We start from the raw sequence: 17,029 nt of genomic DNA on the forward strand, positions 1-17,029 counted from the left end.
CCCCACCCCGGGCACCTACCCCACCACCGCGGACGTGGCGAAGATCGCCGCGATGACGGACCCGGTGGAGCGCAACCTGGCCATCACCCAGGCCTACCACGACCTGTCCGACGCGATGGGGACCCTGGTGGGCAAGGAGAACGCCAACTGGTCCACGTTCGCCACCTGGGCCTCGAAGCAGGCCGGCGCGAGCATCCGCCAGGAGGACATGCCGAAGGTGTTCGTGGACGCCCTCAAGGGCGGCGGCGTCATTGGCGAGGCGATGTCCAAGGTGGACGACGTGCTGCGCAAGCTGGGCCTGCCCGCCCTGCCCCTGGGCGACATCACCAAGGCGGGCTCGGACGCGCTCAACAACATCAGCAAGGCCATCGCGGATGGCAACCAGTTCGTCTTCAAGGAGGTGGGCCACGAGTTCGCCCGGTTCGTGGAGACCTTCCAGGGTGACACCCAGCTCGACCCCGCCAAGCTCCAGAAGTACCTGGACGGCTTCCCCCAGGACAAGCCGCTCTTGAAGGAGGCCTTCGGCAACTACGCACAGGCCATGTTCGAGAAGGACCCGAACAAGAAGGCCGAGCTGATGCTGCTCGCCAACAACACCGTGGGCCTGCACGAGCAGACCCAGCTTCAGTCCTACGTGGAGAAGGCGCTCAACTCGCCGGTGAAGGATGTCTTCCGCAACATCCTCGACAAGAGCATCGAGGCGGGCGCCAACGCGCTGCCCTTCCCCGCCAACCTCGCCGCCAAGGCCGCCATCAAGTCGGGCGTGGTGGACCTCGTCGTCAACCCGCTGGTGGACAAGCTGGCGGACGTGTTCCGCGGCATCGCCACCGAGCACATGATGAAGCTCGCGGTCCCCGGCGGCGCGCTGAAGCTGGGCAACGACCTGCCGCCGCCCCCGGGCATGGAGGACACCCTCTTCCCGCCCCACCTGCGCACGATTGAAGACCCCAAGCTGCGCGAGCTGCTCGGCCGCATGGACTCCTCGCCCGACAGCCTCAAGGGCTCGGGGGCCAAGGACTGGAGCAAGCTGGACCAGCGGATGAACTACATCGTGGACCTCTTCCGCACGCGCCAGTCGGATCCGCACCTGTTCGACCAGCCCTTCGGCAAGGAGGCCCACTACCCCGTGGCGCCCCCCGCGCCGAAGAGGGCCCCCGCACCCGCCGTGTCGTAGGCGCCGGGAGTACACGCCGGGGGAGTCCCGGCCCTTGAATGCGCGACGTGCTGCCCCGTCCATCAGGGCAGACACGCTCTTCAGGAGACTCCCCCATGGCGAAGTGGCTGCTGGCAACGATGGCGCTGTCCCTCCCGGTCCTGGCCCACGCAGGTGACTTCCGCAGGCCGTCCGAGCCGATGCAGGACCGTCAGGAGCTGCGGCAGGACGCCCGCGAGACCCGCGACGACCGCCACGACCTGCGGGAGGTGGAGTCGCTGCTCTCCCGCTACGATTCGGCCCGTGGACGCTACGCGCGCCGCGACCTGATGCGGGTGGAGCAGGACGTGCGCGACTACGTGGCGGCGGAGCTGCACGAGTCCCACCGCGAGCTGGCCCAGGACAAGCGCGAGGTGCGCACCAGCACCCGCGAGGTGCGCTACGACGGCAACCGCCGGGACGACCGCCAGGACCGCCGCGACGACGTGCGCGACGCCCGCCAGGAGTCCCGCGCCCTGCGCGAGACGCGCGCCATCGCCCAGCAGCTGAACAACCTCTACGGCCGCATGGACAGCGGCAGCGTCCAGCGCAAGCGCATGCTGCTCGCGGACCTGGTCCAGCTGGCGCGCTCCGAACAGGCGCAGAACCGTCAGGAGCTGCGCGAGGACCGCCGCGAGGCCCGCGAGGACCGCCGTTGGTACTGAGGCCGCGGGAGACGACGGGAAGGGGCCGCAAGACGGCCCCGCCCGTCACGCATCCTCGGCGGCCGTGAAGCCCTCCACCCGCGCGATGCCCAGCTTCTTCATCCGGCTCTGCAACGTGGACGGCTTGAGCCCCAGCAGCGCCGCCGCACCGCCCTCGCCGTAGACGCGGCCCCGGGTGAGCGTCAGCACCCGCAGGATGTGCTCGCGCTGCACCGCCGCCAGCGTCGCCACCGGCGCCCCGGCGGACAACGGCGCCGGAGCCTCCACTGAACCCACCAACTGCGCGCTCGTGACGGCACGCCCCACCGGCAGGTCGAAGGACTGCGCCGACAGCTCCTGGCCGCTCGTCAGGATGGTGGCGCGCTCCAGCGCGTTCGCCAGTTCGCGCAGGTTGCCCGGCCAGTCATACGCCGCCAGCCGCTCCAGCCCCGAAGGCGTCACCCGCATGCCGCGCCGGCCGATTCTCCGCGCCTGCTCCTCCAGGAGGAACACGGTGAGCTGCGGCAGGTCCTCGCGCCGCTCGCGCAACGGCGGCAGCCGCAGCGGGAAGACACTCAACCGGTAGAAGAGGTCCTCGCGGAAGCGCTTCTGCGCGATGGCCTGATGCAGGTCCACGTGCGTCGCCGCGAGGATGCGCACGTCCGCCTTCACCGTCTTGTCGCTGCCCACCGGCTCGAAGGCCTTCTCCTGGAGCGCGCGCAAGAGCTTCGCCTGCAGCTCCACCGGCAGCTCGCCAATCTCATCCAGCAGCAGCGTGCCCCCGTTCGCCATCTGGAAGCGGCCCGCCCGGTCGCGGTTCGCCCCGGTGAAGGCGCCCTTCACGTGGCCGAACAGCTCGCTCTCCAGCAGTCCCGCCGGAATCGCCGCGCAGTTGAGCGACACGAAGGGCTGGTCCCCGCGAGAACTCCAACGGTGGATGGCCCGTGCCAGCCGCTCCTTGCCCGTGCCCGTCTCACCCGTGATCAGCACCGGCGTGTCCGTCTCCGCCACCTGCCGCGCCCGGCGTGACAGGTCGCGCATCACCGGGCTCAGCGACGACTCCAGGATGCCCTCCGAGTCCCCGCCCAGCTGCGACTCCAGGAGCTTCGCGTGCTCGTGGTCCTGGCGGTGCAGCCGCTCCGCCACGCCCCGCTGTTCTGCGCCCTGGAGCGCCGTGGCCAGCATCTGCCCGTACACCTCCACCAGGTCCACCACCGGCTGCGCGTACGCGACGCACTCCGCGCGGTCCAACGTCAGCACGCCGTAGCAGCGCTCCCCCGCGCACAGCGGCACCACCATGCACGAGTGCCCCGCGGGCAGATCCAACACCCCGTCGAACGGGTCGCCGTCCCCGTGCGCGTGGTCCTCTTCCGTGAACGCCCGCGCGCGGCGCGTCTCCAGCGCATGGCGCAAGGACGGGAAGTCCGACAGCTGCAGCGAGTGGTGCCGCACCGCCTGGTTGGCCAGGGGGCCGCGCGCCGCGACCGCCTCCAGCTTCCCCTCTTTCAGGAGGAAGAGCGTGGCCAGGTCGAAGGGCACCACGCGCGTCAGCCAGTCCAATCCCCGACGGAGCAGCTCCCCCACCCCCTCTTCAGTGGTTGCCAGCTCGACCAGCTCACGAGCATCCTGCGTCACTTCCGGGTGGCGCCCCATCAGTTCATCCGGCATGTGTAGGCGATAATAGCGACCCACCGAAATTGCAGTGGCGACAAGCACCGGGATTTCGTTATTCACCGTCCCGGCAGCACCGCCCCGTCGGTGCTGATGACAGGGTCCGAAGCAAACCCCTGGAATCACAGCAATGAAGCACTGGCACGGTAGCTGCTATACCCCGTAGCAACCACAACCTCTGGGGTGGACCACGATGGCCCGCCCCCCATCCCAAGGAGTCGAAACCATGCTGACCGTCGGCGACAAGCTTCCGAACTTCAAGCTGAAGGGCACCGTGAGCCTGGAGAAGAACAAGGAGTTCCAGGACATCACGAACGAGACCTACAAGGGCAAGTGGACGGTCCTGTTCGCGTGGCCGAAGGACTTCACGTTCATCTGCCCCACGGAGATCGCGGAGTTCGGCAAGCACAACAAGGACTTCAACGACCGCGACGCGGTGGTTCTGGGCCTGAGCACCGACAGCGAGTTCGTGCACCACGCGTGGCGCACGCACCACCCGGACCTGAAGAACCTGCCCTTCCCGATGCTGGCGGACATCAAGCGCGAGCTGTCCAGCGCGCTGGGCATCCTCCACAAGGAGGAGGGCGTGGCCCTGCGCGCCACGTTCATCGCGGACCCCGAGGGCATCATCCGCCACGTGTCCGTGAACGACCTGTCCGTGGGCCGCAACGTCAAGGAGACCGTCCGCACGCTGGACGCGCTCCAGACGGACGAGCTGTGCCCGTGCAACTGGCAGAAGGGTGAGGAGACGCTCACCACGAAGCTGCAGAAGGCGGGGTAACGGACCATGGCCTCGCTCGAAGTCGTCCGCAGCGAACTCGCGGACGTCCACAAGGACACCCGCCTCAACCTCTCCGCCGTCCTGGAGAGCACGACCCTCACCCCCGAGCAGCGCTGGGGAACGGCCGTGGCATGCGCCTTCGCCGCCCGGAACGAGCGGCTGAAGGAGGCCATGCTGAACGAGGCGAAGACGGCGCTGGGTGAGAAGTCCGGGCCGGTCATCGAGGACGCGCGTGCGGCGGCCTCGCTGATGGCGATGAACAACGTCTTCTATCGGTTCCGTCACATGGTCGGGAAGGAGTCGTACGCGACCAAGCGGGCGGGACTGCGGATGAACCGGCTCGCGCAGGTGCTGACGAACAAGGTGGACTTCGAGCTGGTCTGCCTCGCGGTCAGCGCCATCAACGGCTGCGAGATGTGCATCCAGAACCACGAGAAGGTCGTGCTGGACGGCGGCCTCACCGAGGACCACGTGCACGACGCGGTTCGCATCGCCAGCGTCATCCACGCGGCGGCGGTGGGCCTGGAGTCCTAAGGCCCTTCGCGCTGATTGAGATGAAGTTCCTGGCGCCCTCCGGTGGAGACACCGGGGGGCGCTTTGTTTCCAACCCTCTTCCAAGAAGGAGCGCATCACCATGGCCCTCTACAAGAGCCCCAGTCCCCTCTCCGAGCAGGCCCGCACGGCCATCAACGCCACCCTCAACGAGCGGCTGTCGGACGGGTTGGACCTGCACTCGCAGATCAAGGTCGCCCACTGGAACATCAAGGGGCCGCAGTTCGCCGCGCTGCACCCGCTGTTCGAAACGTTCGCGGTGAGCCTCGCCAACCACAACGACTCCATCGCGGAGCGCGCGGTGACGCTGGGGGGCCGGGCGTACGGCACCAGCCGCCACGTGGGCACGCACAGCCGCCTGCCCGAGTACCCGCAGGAGACGTCGCGCGACCTGGAGCACGTGAAGCTGCTGGCCGAGCGCATCGAGGTCTACCTGGCCGGCCTTCGCGACAGCCGCAAGCAGGTGGAGTCGCACCAGGACACGGACACGGTGGACCTGTTCACCGGCATCATCACCGAGTTCGAGAAGCACGCCTGGTTCCTGCGCGCGTCGCTGGAAGGCTGAAAGGCTGCACCGAAGCAGGGGGCGCGCTAGCGTGTCCTTCGTGAGCGAAAGCATCCCCCTGCATGCGTTCCGCACCGTGCCCCGCACGGGCGTCATCTTCGTCACCGCCGAGGCCACGCGCCGCGGCTACCGTCCCGGCGACCCGGACTGGTGCAACCTGGGCCAGGGTCAGCCGGAGACGGGCGACCTGCCCGGCGCCCCGCCCCGCGTGGGCCAGGTGACGGTGGACATGGCGGACCAGGAGTACGCGCCCGTCGCGGGGCTGTGGGAGCTGCGCGAGGCCATCGCCAGCCTCTACAACCGCCTCTACCGCAAGGGGATGCCCAGCCAGTATAGCGCGGAGAACGTGAGCCTGTCCGGCGGTGGCCGCGCGGCCCTCACCCGCGCCGCGGCGAGCCTGGGCAGCGTGAACCTGGGCCACTTCCTGCCCGACTACACCGCCTACGAGGAGCTGCTGGACGTCTTCAAGGCGTTCACCGCCATCCCCATCCTGCTGGAGGGCGAGCGCGGCTACGCCTTCACGCACGAGGATCTGCGCCGGGAGATTCAAGGGCGCGGCCTGTCCGCGCTGCTCTTCTCCAACCCGTGCAACCCCACCGGCAAGCTGGTGCAGGGCGAGGAGCTGGCGCGGTGGGTGGGCGTCGCGCGGGAGCTGGAGTGCTCGCTGCTCATCGACGAGTTCTATTCGCACTACATCTGGACGGGCCGTCCGGGCGTGCTGCCGGTGGAGAGCGCCGCGCGGTACGTGGAGGACGTGAACCGCGACCCGGTGGTGCTCTTCGACGGGCTCACCAAGAACTGGCGCTACCCGGGCTGGCGCATGACGTGGACGGTGGGGCCCAGGCAGGTCATCGACACGGTGGCGAGCGCGGGCAGCTTCCTCGACGGCGGCGGCAGCCGGCCCCTGCAGCGCGCGGCCATCCCGCTGCTCCAGGAGGACACGGTGGTGGCGGAGACGCGCGCCATCCACTCCACCTTCCGGGAGAAGCGGGACAGGTTCCACTCGCGGCTGGAGCGGCTGGGCATCCGCACGGACCGGGCGCCGGACGGGACGTTCTATGTCTGGGGCAACCTGTCCGGGCTGCCCGCGCCGCTCAACGACGGCATGGCGTTCTTCCGCGCCGCGCTGGAGCACCAGGTCATCACCGTGCCCGGGGAGTTCTTCGACGTGAACCCCGGCAAGCGCCGCGCGCGGGCCTCGCGCTTCCGCAGCTACGTGCGCCTGTCCTTCGGCCCCTCGTGGGAGACGCTGGAGAAGGCGCTGCAACGGCTGGAGGCGCTCGTCCTGAAGCACACGCCCGCGCCCTGAGGGACCGCGGCCCGGCCCCGCTCAGGACTCCGGGGCCGGCGCCGTGCGGAACTCCGCCGTGGCCATCACGTGCACCTTCTTGCGGTGCGCCACGGTGAAGCCCAGGGACGCGCGGCCCTTGCCGTAGGAGACGGCGGAGGACAGGAGCGTCACGTCCTCATGGCCGCCCCCGTAGCCGCCACGGCCCGGGTTGAAGGGCGGCGACTCCGACGTGCGCTCGCTGAAGCGGTGCAGCCCCGCGAGCTTCACGCCCAGCCCCGTGGCCACCCGGCGCGCCTTCTTCACCGACTCCGCGGCCAGCGCCTCCATCCACTCCTGGCGCGCCGCCAGCTCCCGCGCGTAGCCCCACCGCAGCTCGCGCAGCGTCGCATGCTTCACGGCGGTGCAGGCCGCGAGCACGTCCCCCACCCGCTCCAGCTGCTCCAGCCGGATGCGCACCGTGTAGGTCGCGGAAGAGGAGCGCGTGAGCAGCCCCTCGGTCGTCTCCGCCTGCACCGCCTGGAGCGAGAAGGCCGTCCGGGGCACGCCCAGGTCCTCCAGGCCGCGCACCAGCACCGCCACCTCCTTCGCGTTGGTGAAGGCCGCGGTGCCGGCGAAGAACGCCGACGCCTTCACCTCCACCACCGCGTCCACGTGGTCCGCCTCCAGCTCGTGGTCGGCGGCCAGCTCCACGACGATGATCCCCGACTCGGTTCCTGCCTGCTCCGGCATGTGTCCCTCTTCGTCCAGTCCCCACGCGGTGGGAAGCCCGGGAGTATAGGCCCCCGCCTCGCCTATGCTCGCGCGCGACCATGCGACGCTTTCCGTCCCGGCTGTGGCTGTTGTGCGCGCTCTACTTCGTGCAGGGGCTGCCGTTCGGCTTCCAGGTGACGGCGCTGCCCGTCTACCTGCGCACGCGCGGCGTCTCGCTGGCCGCGCTGGGGTTCGCGGGCGCGCTGTCGCTGCCGTGGATGCTCAAGGCCCTGTGGGCCCCGCTGGTGGACCGCTACGGCTCCGAGCGCGTGGGCCGGCGCCGCTCGTGGATATTGCCCATGCAGGCAGGCCTGGCCCTCGCGTGCGCGGGAGCGGCCCTCGCCGCGGACAGTGACTCGCTGCCGCTGCTCCTGGGCCTCATCTTCGTGATGAACCTCTTCGCCGCCACCCAGGACATCGCGGTGGACGGCTTCGCGGTGGACCTGCTGCGTCCGGAGGAGCTGGGCCTGGGCAACACCGCGCAGGTCGTGGGCTACAAGCTGGGCATGCTCACCGGAGGCGGGCTGCTCGTCTGGGCCAGCTCGCGCATCGGCTGGACGGGCCTGTTCTGGGTGATGTCCGCGCTGTGCCTCGCGGTCTTCACCGTCGTCCTCTTCGTGCGCGAGCCGCCCCCCCGCGAAGAGGCAGGCCCCGACGCGCCGAAGCTGGACTGGCGGGCGGTCTTCTTACGCATCAAGGGCGTGCTCACGCTGCCGGGCACCGGGTGGCTGCTGCTCTTCATCGGCACGTACAAGCTGGGCGAGTCGATGTCCGACGTCCTCTACAAGCCCTTCCTCGTGGACGCCGGCTACACGCCCGCGCAGATTGGTTTGTGGGTGGGCACGTGGGGCACCGCCGCGTCGCTGCTCGGGTCCACCTGTGGCGGGCTGCTCGCGGCGCGGCTGCCGCTGCTGGGCGCGGTGGCCCTCACCGGCACGCTGCGGTTGATTCCGCTCGCGGGCCGCTGGGTGCTCACGCAGGTGGGCATCAGCGACGCGGGCGTGCTGGGCATCACCCTGGCGGAGGAGTTCTTCGGCGGCGCGCTCACCACCGTGATGTTCGCCTTCATGATGTCGCGCACCGACCGCCGCATCGGCGCCACGCACTTCACGCTGCTGGCCAGCATGGAGGTCGCGGGCAAGGCGCCCGCGGGGCCCATCGCGGGGCTGCTCGCGGATCCGAAGTTCGGCGGCTGGGGCTACGCGAACGTGTTCCTGCTGGGCGTCGCGCTGTCCGCTGGGTTCCTCGCGCTGCTCTGGCCCCTGCGCCGCCGCGCCCCCGCGCCCGCACCGTCCTCCGTGGCGTGAAACCTTCCAGGCAGGAACGTCACAGGAACCTCACGCGGGGCATGTCAGCCGGCCGTGGTACTTGCCACTCCGTCGTCTGAAGTTCCCCCCGACGCGGGCCGGTCCTCCGGCGGCCGCGAATGAAGAGGTGCCTCATGATGTCCCAGTCGATGAAGTCCATCGTGGGCGGGCTCGTCCTGCTCACGGCGCCGGCGGCGTTCGCCACGTCCGCCACCAGCATCCCCGCCTTCGAGGCGAGCATCACCGCCGCGCGCACCGCCACCAGCCCGGGCGGCGCCACCATCGTGCGCTCGGAGATCCGCACCGCGCTCAACGCGTTCCTCAATGACACCGGCGGCCCCACGGGCGTGGACACCGCGGAGCGCGCGTACCTCGCCACGCGCCTCAGCGACACGCCCTTCCAGCAGTCGCTGACGGGCACCGCGGCGAAGTACTTCGCGGACTTCTACGAGGTGAACGACGCGACCTTCGTGTCCGCGCCCCTGTACCTGAACCCCGTGGCCAACACCGCCGCGTCGCTGTACGGCGCCACCGGCCCGCTGGCGCTCGCCTCGGAGATCCAGGAGGGCTACATCGCCAACGGACAGGGCGTCGCGAACCAGGCCACCCTGGGCGAGACGTTCAGCTACGCCTACGGCCCGCAGAGCAGCATCTTCGAACCCATCACGGTGAAGGAGCTCATCGCGATGCTCAGCGGCAACGCCGTCTCCGGCACGCCGTCCGTGGACGAGGTGGAGGGCGCGACGGCCTTCATCACCGCCATCTCCCGCAACAGCAACCGCCTCTACCGCTCCTACTGGAGCTGCCGCGGCTGCGGCGCGCCGGGCTGGACGGGCGGCTACGTCATCGCCGCGGTGAGCACCGACCGTCGCTTCGTGCGCATGGTCTCCGTGATGACCGCCTCTGACTGATCCGAAGTCCTGACGCACCGCCGCAAAGAGCGCTCCGGGGGCCCTGTGCTCCCGGAGTCTCTTGCAGTCCCCGCCGCCTCCATTCATTGATGCGCGCCGCGGTCCGGGTGGGCGGAGCACACGCTCCGGCCCGGGCCTCACGACCCCCTGAAGGAGAAGAGTCATGGCGGAGATGAAGACGTACGCGGGCGCATGCCACTGTGGACAGGTCCGGTACGAGGCGCAGACGGACCTGGCGCAGGTCATCAGCTGCAATTGTTCCATCTGCTCCAAGCACGGCCTGCTGCTGACGTTCGTGTCGCCCGAGCAGTTCAAGCCCATCTCCGGCGCGGACTCGCAGACGCTCTACCAGTTCAACAAGAAGGTCATCGAGCACCTGTTCTGCCCCACGTGCGGCGTGCAGTCCTACGGCACCGGCAAGGGCCCGGATGGCAAGCGGATGTACGCCATCAACGTGCGCTGCCTGGACGGCGTGGACCTCTCCACCCTCACGCCGATGCCGTACAACGGCCGGGACACCTGAGCCGGGCCTAGGGCTGGGGCGGCGCGAACGTGCCCACGGGCAGGTCCGCCGCCCGCCACAGGTACCAGCTCACCACCGTGCGGAAGGGGCGCCAGCGCTCGCCGTACGCGAGGAGCGCCTTGGGCTTGGGCATCTCCTTCAGGCCGTGGGCGACCATGAAGCCCTTGCGCACGCCGTAGTCGTCCACGGGCAGGATGTCCGGCCGGCCCAGGCGGAAGATGAGCAGCATCTCCACGGTCCACGGGCCAATGCCCCGCACCTGGGTGAGGTGCTCCACGAGGTCCGCGTCGGACATGCGCCGCACGCGGGCCAGGGGCGGCACGGTGCCATCCACCGTCTTGCGCGCCAGGTCCTGCAGGGCCAGCAGCTTGTTGGCGGACAGCCCCGCCTCGCGCAGCGTCAGGTCCGGCAGCGCCAGCAGCTTCTGCGGCGTGAAGCCCCGGCCCTGCCCCACGCGCTCGCACACGCGCCCGAAGATGGTCGCCGCCGCGCGGCCGTGGAGCTGCTGATAGACGATGGAGTGCGCCAGCGCCTCGAAGGGGCTGTGCAGCGGCTGCCGCTCCATCCGGAACGGGCCCACCGTCTTGAAGAGAGGGGCCAGCGCCGGGTCGGCGCGCAGGAGCGAGCGCCGCACGGCGGGCGTGTACGCCTCGGGGAGCAGCGGAAGGGACGGAGCGGGGGCGCGAGGCATGGACCGCATGCTGCCCGGCCCCTTGCCACGCGCAACCCCGATTCCTGTCGCCCGGGCTTGGAAGGACTAGATGGGCGCGGCGCGGTCCGTCTCCTCCGGCACGTCCATGCGGGGCTCGCCCTCCATCAGGGTGTCGAACTCCTCCTCCATCTGGATGCCCAGGTCCTCGAGCTGCTCCTTGGTCAGGAGCTTGCGCGCGGACTTGAAGAGGTCCTTCTCCTCCTCCTCGACGTGGTGCTCCACGTTCTCCTGGAGGACCTTCATCTTGGCGTCGAACTCCTCGTCCGCCGCGTCCATGGAGATGAGGTCCGCGATGAGGCGCTTGACGACGAGGTGCTCCTCCACGGCCTCGCGCAGGTCGTCCTCGGTGTCGTCCTTCTTCATCGCCGGGTAGAAGTACAGCTCTTCAATCTTCGCGTGCGCCCCCAGCCGGTCCGCGATCTGCTCGAAGAGTTCCTGGCGCTCCTCGTCGTCGTGATCCGCCAGCTTCTCGTACTTCTTGAACAGCTTGGACACCTCTTCGTGCTGCTGCTTGAGGAGCTCCAGCGCGTGCATATTGCCTCCGGGTACGATGTAGGTGCAGATAGATGGGGGTGGATCCGCCAGAAGGGAAGCCCACCCGCTCGCACTTTCACTTCACCGGCAACTTCCGCGACTCCAGGTCCTTCACCGCCGGGCCGTTGAGCACCCGCCCCGTGGGGCTGAAGCGTCCGCCGTGACACGGGCAGTCCCACGAGCGCTCCGCGTTGTTCCAGTGCACGTGGCAGCCCAGGTGCGTGCACACCGGGGACACCGCGTGCGCGGTGCCGTCGTCCTCGCGGTAGACGGCCACCTTGCGGCCCTCCACCTCCAGGATTTTTCCCTCGCCCGGCGCGACGTCCGCCAGGTGGTGGCCGTCCGGCTTCGCCAGCCGGTCCGCGACGAAGCGGAAGGCCACGTCCGCGTTCTCCTGGATGAAGTCCTTGGCGCCCGCCTTGGGCTTCACGCGGCCCGCGGCGTAGAGCGCGGCGTAGGGGTTCTGGTTGCCGAGGATGAGGTCGGACAGCAGCATGCCGGCGAGCGTCCCGAACGTCATGCCCGTGCCGGAGAAGCCCGTGGCCACGTAGACGTGGCGGCTGCCCACGTTGCGGCCGATATAGGGCAGCCCGTCCGCGGGCTCGATGACCTGGCCCGACCAGCGGTGGGTGATGTCGCGCACGGGCAGGTGCTTGCGCGTGTAGTCCTCCAGCGCGGCGAAGCACGAGGCCGTGTCCTGCTCCGCGCCGACCTTGTGGTCCTCGCCGCCCACGATGGCGTACGGCACGCCGTCCACCTGCTGCGTGCGGATGTAGTGATAGGGGTCGCGGCTGTCGTAGTACTGGCCCGGCTCCAGCGGTCCCGTCAGCGGACCCGCCACCGCGTAGGTGCGGTAGGGGTAGAGCTTGGTGTGCATCGCCACGCGGTTGAGCGGCGTGGTGGTGGCCTCCACCACGGTCTGCGCGGTGACGGTGCCGTGCTCGGTGACGACGCGGCAGGGTGTGCCGTCGTACAGGTCCACCACCTGGGTGTTCTCGAAAAGATGACAGCCGTCCCCGGGGATGCGGTCCGCGAGCGCGAGCAGGTACTCGCGCGGGTGGAACAGCGCCTGATCCTCCACGCGCAACGCGCCCTTCACGGGGAACGGCAGGGGCACGTCCTTGGTGAACGACGCCAAGAGCCCCACCTGCCGCGCGGCGGACACCTCCAGCAGCAATTCGCGCAGCTCGCGGTCGGTCTCCGCGTACCGGAAGGCCGGCACCCGCGTGAAGCCGCACGGGATGGAGAGCGACTCCACCAGCGAGGCAATCTGTTCAATCGCGGCCCGCACGGAGGACGCGGCCAGGTGGGCGCCCTTGTCGCCGAAGTCCTGGAGGAGCGTGGTGTAGGGCGTGTCCAGCAGCTCCGTGAGGTGCGCCGTCGTCTGCCCCGTCTGGCCGGAGAGGACGCGGTGCATCTCCAGCACCGCCACCTTCTTGCCCGCGCGCTTGAGCAGCCAGGCCGTCGTCAGGCCCGCCATGCCGCCGCCGATGATGGCCACGTCCACGGCGAGGTCGCCGGGCAGGCGGGGGAAGTCCCGGGTCGGGGTCGTCACCGTCCAGAGGGATTTGTGGAGGCGCTCGTCAGTCATGGCTCAAGGCTAGGAATGGGGCCCTCGGGGCATAAGCCGGGCGGCACGGGTGGGCCTGGGACCTGCTCGGCTGGCTGCCCAGCGCGGGTTGTGCGCGACCCAACAGAGTGCGGCCCCGGGTGTTGGCAAGTCAGGAGCCGGGGACGCGAGGGGCTGGGGTGCGTGCCCCCCCCGCGTTAAGAACGGAACGGGGCCGAGGGTCCGCGCCGGGCGGGCCGAGGAGCGGAGTCGAGATGCCCGTGGAACGCATCGCTGGCGTCGCCAGCCTGGTGGACATCCTGGACCGCGTGCTGGACCGGGGGTTGCGGTTCGACGCGAGGGCCCTGGCCGACCTGGGTCCTGCCGCGCCGTCGCCTGCCGCGCCGTCGGAAGAAGAGGCGCGCATCGTGGTGGCATTTTCGGAGGTCCGCACCGCAGACTCGCCGGAACGCGGACTTGCGCCGCGTGCACCCTCACCCGGAGCGTAAGTTCGTGGCGTCTCCAGCCCCGCTGCCCCCCGTTGAAGCCCCTGCCGGGGCGCGCCTCGCGCTCGCCGAGCACCTGCTCGCCTGCGAGTCCGCCGTCGCGTGCGCGCGGGCGGTGGTGGAGTGGCTCGCGCGGCAGTTCGGCGCAGCCGTCGCCTGCGTGGGGCCGGGCGACAGCGGCACGGCCTCCGTGTGCCTGGCGAGCGAGGGGCTGACGGGAGCGCAGCAGGCGGTGCTCGCGCGGGCCTGGGATGCGCCGGCCTCGTCGCTTTCGTCCTTCCGCACGCGGCCCGGGGCGCGCGGGTTGTCCGCGGACGCGCTGGAGGGCGCCGCGTTTCCGGGGGGCCTGCTGGCGGTGCCGCTGGGCCGGCCCGGGGCGCCCGCGGTCGCGCTGCTGGCGGTGGAGCTGTCCGGGCCCGGCGTCCCCCACGTGCCCCAGGACGTGGCGTGGGTGGCGTCGTGCGCGGGGCCGCTCATCGCGCGGCTCGTGGCCTCGGATGCGCGGGCGCCGCGCCGGCCGGAGCCGGACCGGCTGCTGCGCCGGGTCATCAACGCGGTGTCGGATCCGGTGCTGCTGACGGACGCCGAAGGCGGGCTGCTCTTCGCCAACGGCCGCGGGGAGGCGCTGCTGGTGGCGGGTCCGGACGCGAGCCCCGGGCGGGCGCGCGCGGTGGAGCTCAACCAGCGCCTGTTCCGGGAGACGCTCGCGCAGGGGGGCGCCACGGGGGTGCACCGGCGCGAGGTGCCGCTGGTGGATCCGGTGGAAGGCATGGACCTGCTCTTCGAGCTGGTGACCACGCCGGTGCTCGCGCCGGACGGGCCCGCGGTGGTGGTGAGCGTGCTGCGCAACGTGACGGACCTGGGCCGCGCCGCGCAGGCGCTGGGGGAGAGCTACCGGCGGCTGCGCGCCACCGAGCGCGAGGCGCGCAGCGAGCGCCACCGGTTGGACCGGGTGCTGGACTCGGTGGCGGACCCCATCATCCTGTCCGACCCCGCAGGCGGCATGGTGATGATGAACGACCCCGCCGAGCGCCTCTTCGCCCCGCCCCCGCTCCACGACGGGGCCGAGCCTGCCGAGCCTGGGGAGGCCACCGGGCGGCGGGGGCGCGGCAACGAAGCCCTCTTCGCCTCGTTCCTGTCCAACCTGCTGGGGAACGTGCACGCGGACGTGTCGCGCTGGAAGAGCCAGCTGACGCTGAACGACCCGGCCACCGGCGCGCCGCTGCCCATGGAGGCCCTGGCCAGCAAGGTGCTGGGCGACCAGGGCGAGCTGACGGGCATCGTCACCGTCTTCCACGACCGCACGGAGGTGCTGGAGCGGGCGCGGCTGCTGGAGCGGGTGAAGGAGGTGTCCAGCGAGCTGGAGGCGCGCGTGCTGTCCGCCACCGCGGAGCTGGCGGAGCAGAACGAGAAGCTGCGCCGGCAGGCCATCCAGTTGGAGCAGGCGAGCGCGGCCAAGTCGCAGTTCCTGGCCAACATGTCGCATGAGTTCCGCACGCCGCTGAACGCCATCCTCGGCTACACGAACATGCTCCTGCAGGGCGTGTCCGGGGAGATGACGCCCCCGCAGCGCCGCAACCTCACCCGCATCGACTCCAACGGGCGGCACCTGTTGGAGGTCATCAACGAGATATTGGACATCACCCGCATCGAGGCGGGGCGGATGCCGCTGCACCTGACGGACTTCGGCCTGCCGGAGCTGCTCCAGGAGGTGATGGCGGAGATGGACCCCATCATCGCGCGCAGCAAGCTGGCGGTGGAGACGCACCTGGAGGACGAGCTGCCGGGCGTGTGGAGCGACCGACAGAAGGTGAAGCAGATCGTCCTCAACCTGTTGTCCAACGCGCTCAAGTTCACGCATGAGGGCGGCGTGCAGGTGTCAGCGGAGTATCAGGTGGCCACCAGCACCTTCGCCATCTCCGTGAAGGACACGGGCATCGGCATCGACGTGTCGAACCAGGAGAAGATCTTCGAGGACTTCCAGCAGGTGGACAGCTCCCCCACGCGGGCCTATGGGGGCACGGGGCTGGGCCTCTCCATCTGCCGTCGGCTGGCCGCGATGCTGGGGGGGCGCGTCTCCCTCCAGAGCAGCCCGGGCCAGGGTTCGACCTTCACCCTGCACTTTCCAAGACGCGCGAGACGGACATGACGAACAGCCCGGAAAAACCCAAACCGCTCGTGCTGGTGGTGGATGACTACCAGGATGCCCGGGAGATGTACGCGGAGTACCTGGAGTACTCGGGCTTCCGCGTGGCCGAGGCGAAGAACGGCCAGGAGGCGCTGGACAAGGCCTTCGAGCTGGTGCCGGACGTCATCCTGATGGACCTGTCCCTGCCGGTGATGGATGGCTGGGAGGCGACGCGCCGGCTGAAGGGCGACGCGCGCACGCGGCACATCCCGGTGGTGGCGCTCACCGGCCATGCGCTGAAGGGGCACTCGGAGGACGCGAACCAGGCCGGGTGTGACGCGTACGTCACCAAGCCGTGCCTGCCGGACGCGCTGGTGGATCAGGTGAGGCTGATGGTGAAGCGGCGCGACGAGGCCCAGGCGCGCTGACGCAGTCGGGAGGTGGGCGCGCCATGACGACGAAGACGCAGGCGGAGTCCTTGAGGGAGCCCGGTCCACGCTACGTCTACGCCATCGTGCGGGAGGATGACGGTTGGGAGCCGGACCTCGCGGGGCTGGGCACGTCGCGGGTGCACGCGGTGCGCGAGGGCGGACTGCTGGCCGTGGTGTCCGCCGTGGCGGGCCTCCGGGTGGCGCCCACGCGGGCCCACCTGCTGTCGCACCAGCGCGTGACGGAGGCGGTGCTGCGCGAGCACACGGTCATGCCGGTGGCATTCGGCACGGTGCTGCCGTCCGAGGAGCGCGTGCGGGAGCTGCTGCGCACGGCGCACGCGCCGCTCACCCAGGCGCTGACGGCGCTGGAGGGGCGCGTGGAGCTGGGGTTGAAGGTGCACTTCCACCGCGACGCGCTGGCGCGCCAGTTGGAGGAGGAGACGCCGGAGCTGGTGCGCGGGCCTTCGGAGCCGGAGGAGGAGCACGAGCAGCGGCTGGAGGCGGCGCTGCTGGAGCGCACGCGGCGGGACATGGACGTGCTGCGCGATGGGCTGCGTCCGCTGGCCGCGGCGATGCAGGAAGCGGCGCCGCTGGGTGAGCGGATGCTGCTCAACGCGGCCTTCCTGGTGGACCGGGCGCGGGTGGCCGCGTTCGAGGCCCGGGTGAAGGCGCTGGCGGCGCGCACGGAGGTGTATGCCTTCCGCTTCACCGGGCCGTGGCCGGCGTACAGCTTCGTGGACGTACGGCTGGACGTGGAGACCGGGCCCGTCGCGACGCACTGACGGGCCCGGGCTTCAGCGCCGGGGCGCGGTGAGCTTCACGGCCTCCTCGGCGAGGGGCTCCAGGCCGCCGCCCATGCGCGTCCAGCCCGGGGTGAATTCGGTGCGCGCGTACCACGAGCCGTCCGGTGTGTTCGCCATGGTGAGCTCGCCCACGGGCTTGCCGCCGCGCTGGTACTCCACGCGGAAGGCGGGCGTGGGGG

At 70.5% G+C, this 17,029-nt stretch carries 18 protein-coding genes and 1 pseudogene; 13 read left to right on the forward strand and 6 right to left on the reverse strand.

Features of this window, described 5'->3' with window-relative positions; all coding sequences use genetic code 11:
- Both D7X12_RS27205 and D7X12_RS27210 read left to right on the forward strand, forming a co-directional pair.
- The coding region (locus D7X12_RS27205) for a hypothetical protein (RefSeq protein WP_120628184.1) at positions 1–1,174 on the forward strand (1,174 nt) is incomplete at its 5' end.
- A gap of 95 nt (positions 1,175–1,269) precedes the next feature.
- Positions 1,270–1,857 carry a hypothetical protein gene (locus tag D7X12_RS27210; RefSeq protein WP_120628185.1) on the forward strand — a complete coding sequence of 196 codons (588 nt, stop codon included), beginning with the start codon at positions 1,270–1,272 and terminating at the stop codon, positions 1,855–1,857.
- Between the two features lie 45 nt (positions 1,858–1,902).
- Here D7X12_RS27210 and D7X12_RS27215 read toward each other — a convergent pair whose 3' ends face one another.
- Positions 1,903–3,504, reverse strand: a complete 1,602-nt coding sequence (locus D7X12_RS27215; RefSeq protein ID WP_244224806.1) for a sigma 54-interacting transcriptional regulator — start codon at positions 3,502–3,504, stop codon at positions 1,903–1,905.
- Between the two features lie 229 nt (positions 3,505–3,733).
- Here D7X12_RS27215 and D7X12_RS27220 point away from each other — a divergent pair, with 229 nt between their 5' ends.
- From D7X12_RS27220 to D7X12_RS27235, 4 genes are all read left to right on the forward strand, one after another.
- The gene (locus tag D7X12_RS27220; protein WP_120628187.1) at positions 3,734–4,288 is read left to right on the forward strand and encodes a peroxiredoxin; all 555 of its coding nucleotides are present in this window, start codon (positions 3,734–3,736) and stop codon (positions 4,286–4,288) included.
- 6 nt (positions 4,289–4,294) lie between these two features.
- Positions 4,295–4,822, forward strand: a complete 528-nt coding sequence (locus D7X12_RS27225) for a carboxymuconolactone decarboxylase family protein (RefSeq protein ID WP_120628188.1) — start codon at positions 4,295–4,297, stop codon at positions 4,820–4,822.
- A gap of 100 nt (positions 4,823–4,922) precedes the next feature.
- A complete protein-coding gene (gene dps / locus D7X12_RS27230; protein ID WP_120613927.1) occupies positions 4,923–5,405 on the forward strand; it encodes a DNA starvation/stationary phase protection protein Dps in 483 nt (160 codons plus the stop codon).
- Between the two features lie 40 nt (positions 5,406–5,445).
- Complete coding sequence (locus D7X12_RS27235) at positions 5,446–6,714, forward strand: pyridoxal phosphate-dependent aminotransferase (RefSeq protein WP_120628198.1); 1,269 nt, start codon at positions 5,446–5,448, stop codon at positions 6,712–6,714.
- Positions 6,715–6,735: 21 nt separating this feature from the next.
- Here D7X12_RS27235 and D7X12_RS27240 read toward each other — a convergent pair whose 3' ends face one another.
- Positions 6,736–7,425 (reverse strand): SIMPL domain-containing protein, encoded by a 690-nt coding sequence (locus D7X12_RS27240; RefSeq protein WP_120628189.1) that lies wholly within the window; start codon positions 7,423–7,425, stop codon positions 6,736–6,738.
- Positions 7,426–7,505: 80 nt separating this feature from the next.
- Here D7X12_RS27240 and D7X12_RS27245 point away from each other — a divergent pair, with 80 nt between their 5' ends.
- The 3 genes from D7X12_RS27245 to D7X12_RS27255 all read left to right on the forward strand — a co-directional run bounded on the left by D7X12_RS27245 (position 7,506) and on the right by D7X12_RS27255 (position 10,187).
- Positions 7,506–8,753 carry an MFS transporter gene (locus D7X12_RS27245; RefSeq protein ID WP_120628190.1) on the forward strand — a complete coding sequence of 416 codons (1,248 nt, stop codon included), beginning with the start codon at positions 7,506–7,508 and terminating at the stop codon, positions 8,751–8,753.
- Between the two features lie 134 nt (positions 8,754–8,887).
- A complete protein-coding gene (locus D7X12_RS27250; RefSeq protein ID WP_120628191.1) occupies positions 8,888–9,664 on the forward strand; it encodes a hypothetical protein in 777 nt (258 codons plus the stop codon).
- A gap of 163 nt (positions 9,665–9,827) precedes the next feature.
- Complete coding sequence (locus tag D7X12_RS27255) at positions 9,828–10,187, forward strand: GFA family protein (RefSeq protein ID WP_120628192.1); 360 nt, start codon at positions 9,828–9,830, stop codon at positions 10,185–10,187.
- A gap of 7 nt (positions 10,188–10,194) precedes the next feature.
- Here the strand turns inward: D7X12_RS27255 and D7X12_RS27260 are convergent, their stop codons facing one another.
- From D7X12_RS27260 to D7X12_RS27270, 3 genes are all read right to left on the reverse strand, one after another.
- Positions 10,195–10,878 carry a DNA-3-methyladenine glycosylase family protein gene (locus D7X12_RS27260; protein WP_120628199.1) on the reverse strand — a complete coding sequence of 228 codons (684 nt, stop codon included), beginning with the start codon at positions 10,876–10,878 and terminating at the stop codon, positions 10,195–10,197.
- Positions 10,879–10,944: 66 nt separating this feature from the next.
- Positions 10,945–11,433 (reverse strand): hemerythrin domain-containing protein, encoded by a 489-nt coding sequence (locus D7X12_RS27265; RefSeq protein ID WP_120628193.1) that lies wholly within the window; start codon positions 11,431–11,433, stop codon positions 10,945–10,947.
- A 76-nt stretch (positions 11,434–11,509) separates the two neighbouring features.
- Positions 11,510–13,024: an FAD-dependent oxidoreductase gene (locus D7X12_RS27270; RefSeq protein ID WP_120628194.1), complete on the reverse strand. Its 1,515-nt coding sequence runs from the start codon at positions 13,022–13,024 to the stop codon at positions 11,510–11,512.
- 233 nt (positions 13,025–13,257) lie between these two features.
- Between D7X12_RS27270 and D7X12_RS27275 the strand changes: the two genes are divergently transcribed.
- Genes D7X12_RS27275 through D7X12_RS27290 form a run of 4 tightly spaced genes read left to right on the forward strand, consistent with a single transcriptional unit; the run spans position 13,258 to position 16,829 of the window.
- Complete coding sequence (locus D7X12_RS27275) at positions 13,258–13,491, forward strand: hypothetical protein (RefSeq protein WP_120628195.1); 234 nt, start codon at positions 13,258–13,260, stop codon at positions 13,489–13,491.
- A 4-nt stretch (positions 13,492–13,495) separates the two neighbouring features.
- Positions 13,496–15,637 (forward strand): PAS domain-containing sensor histidine kinase, encoded by a 2,142-nt coding sequence (locus D7X12_RS27280; protein WP_120628200.1) that lies wholly within the window; start codon positions 13,496–13,498, stop codon positions 15,635–15,637.
- Complete coding sequence (locus tag D7X12_RS27285; protein ID WP_120628196.1) at positions 15,634–16,044, forward strand: response regulator; 411 nt, start codon at positions 15,634–15,636, stop codon at positions 16,042–16,044. The genes D7X12_RS27280 and D7X12_RS27285 overlap by 4 nt, the downstream gene beginning before the upstream one ends.
- A gap of 23 nt (positions 16,045–16,067) precedes the next feature.
- On the forward strand, positions 16,068–16,829 hold the full coding sequence (locus D7X12_RS27290; RefSeq protein ID WP_120628197.1) for a GvpL/GvpF family gas vesicle protein: 762 nt from the start codon (positions 16,068–16,070) through the stop codon (positions 16,827–16,829).
- A gap of 12 nt (positions 16,830–16,841) precedes the next feature.
- Here D7X12_RS27290 and D7X12_RS27295 read toward each other — a convergent pair.
- Positions 16,842–17,029 (reverse strand): annotated as a pseudogene (locus tag D7X12_RS27295) (hypothetical protein); the annotation flags it as partial.

This window comes from Corallococcus sicarius (genome assembly GCF_003611735.1).
Classification (GTDB): domain Bacteria; phylum Myxococcota; class Myxococcia; order Myxococcales; family Myxococcaceae; genus Corallococcus; species Corallococcus sicarius.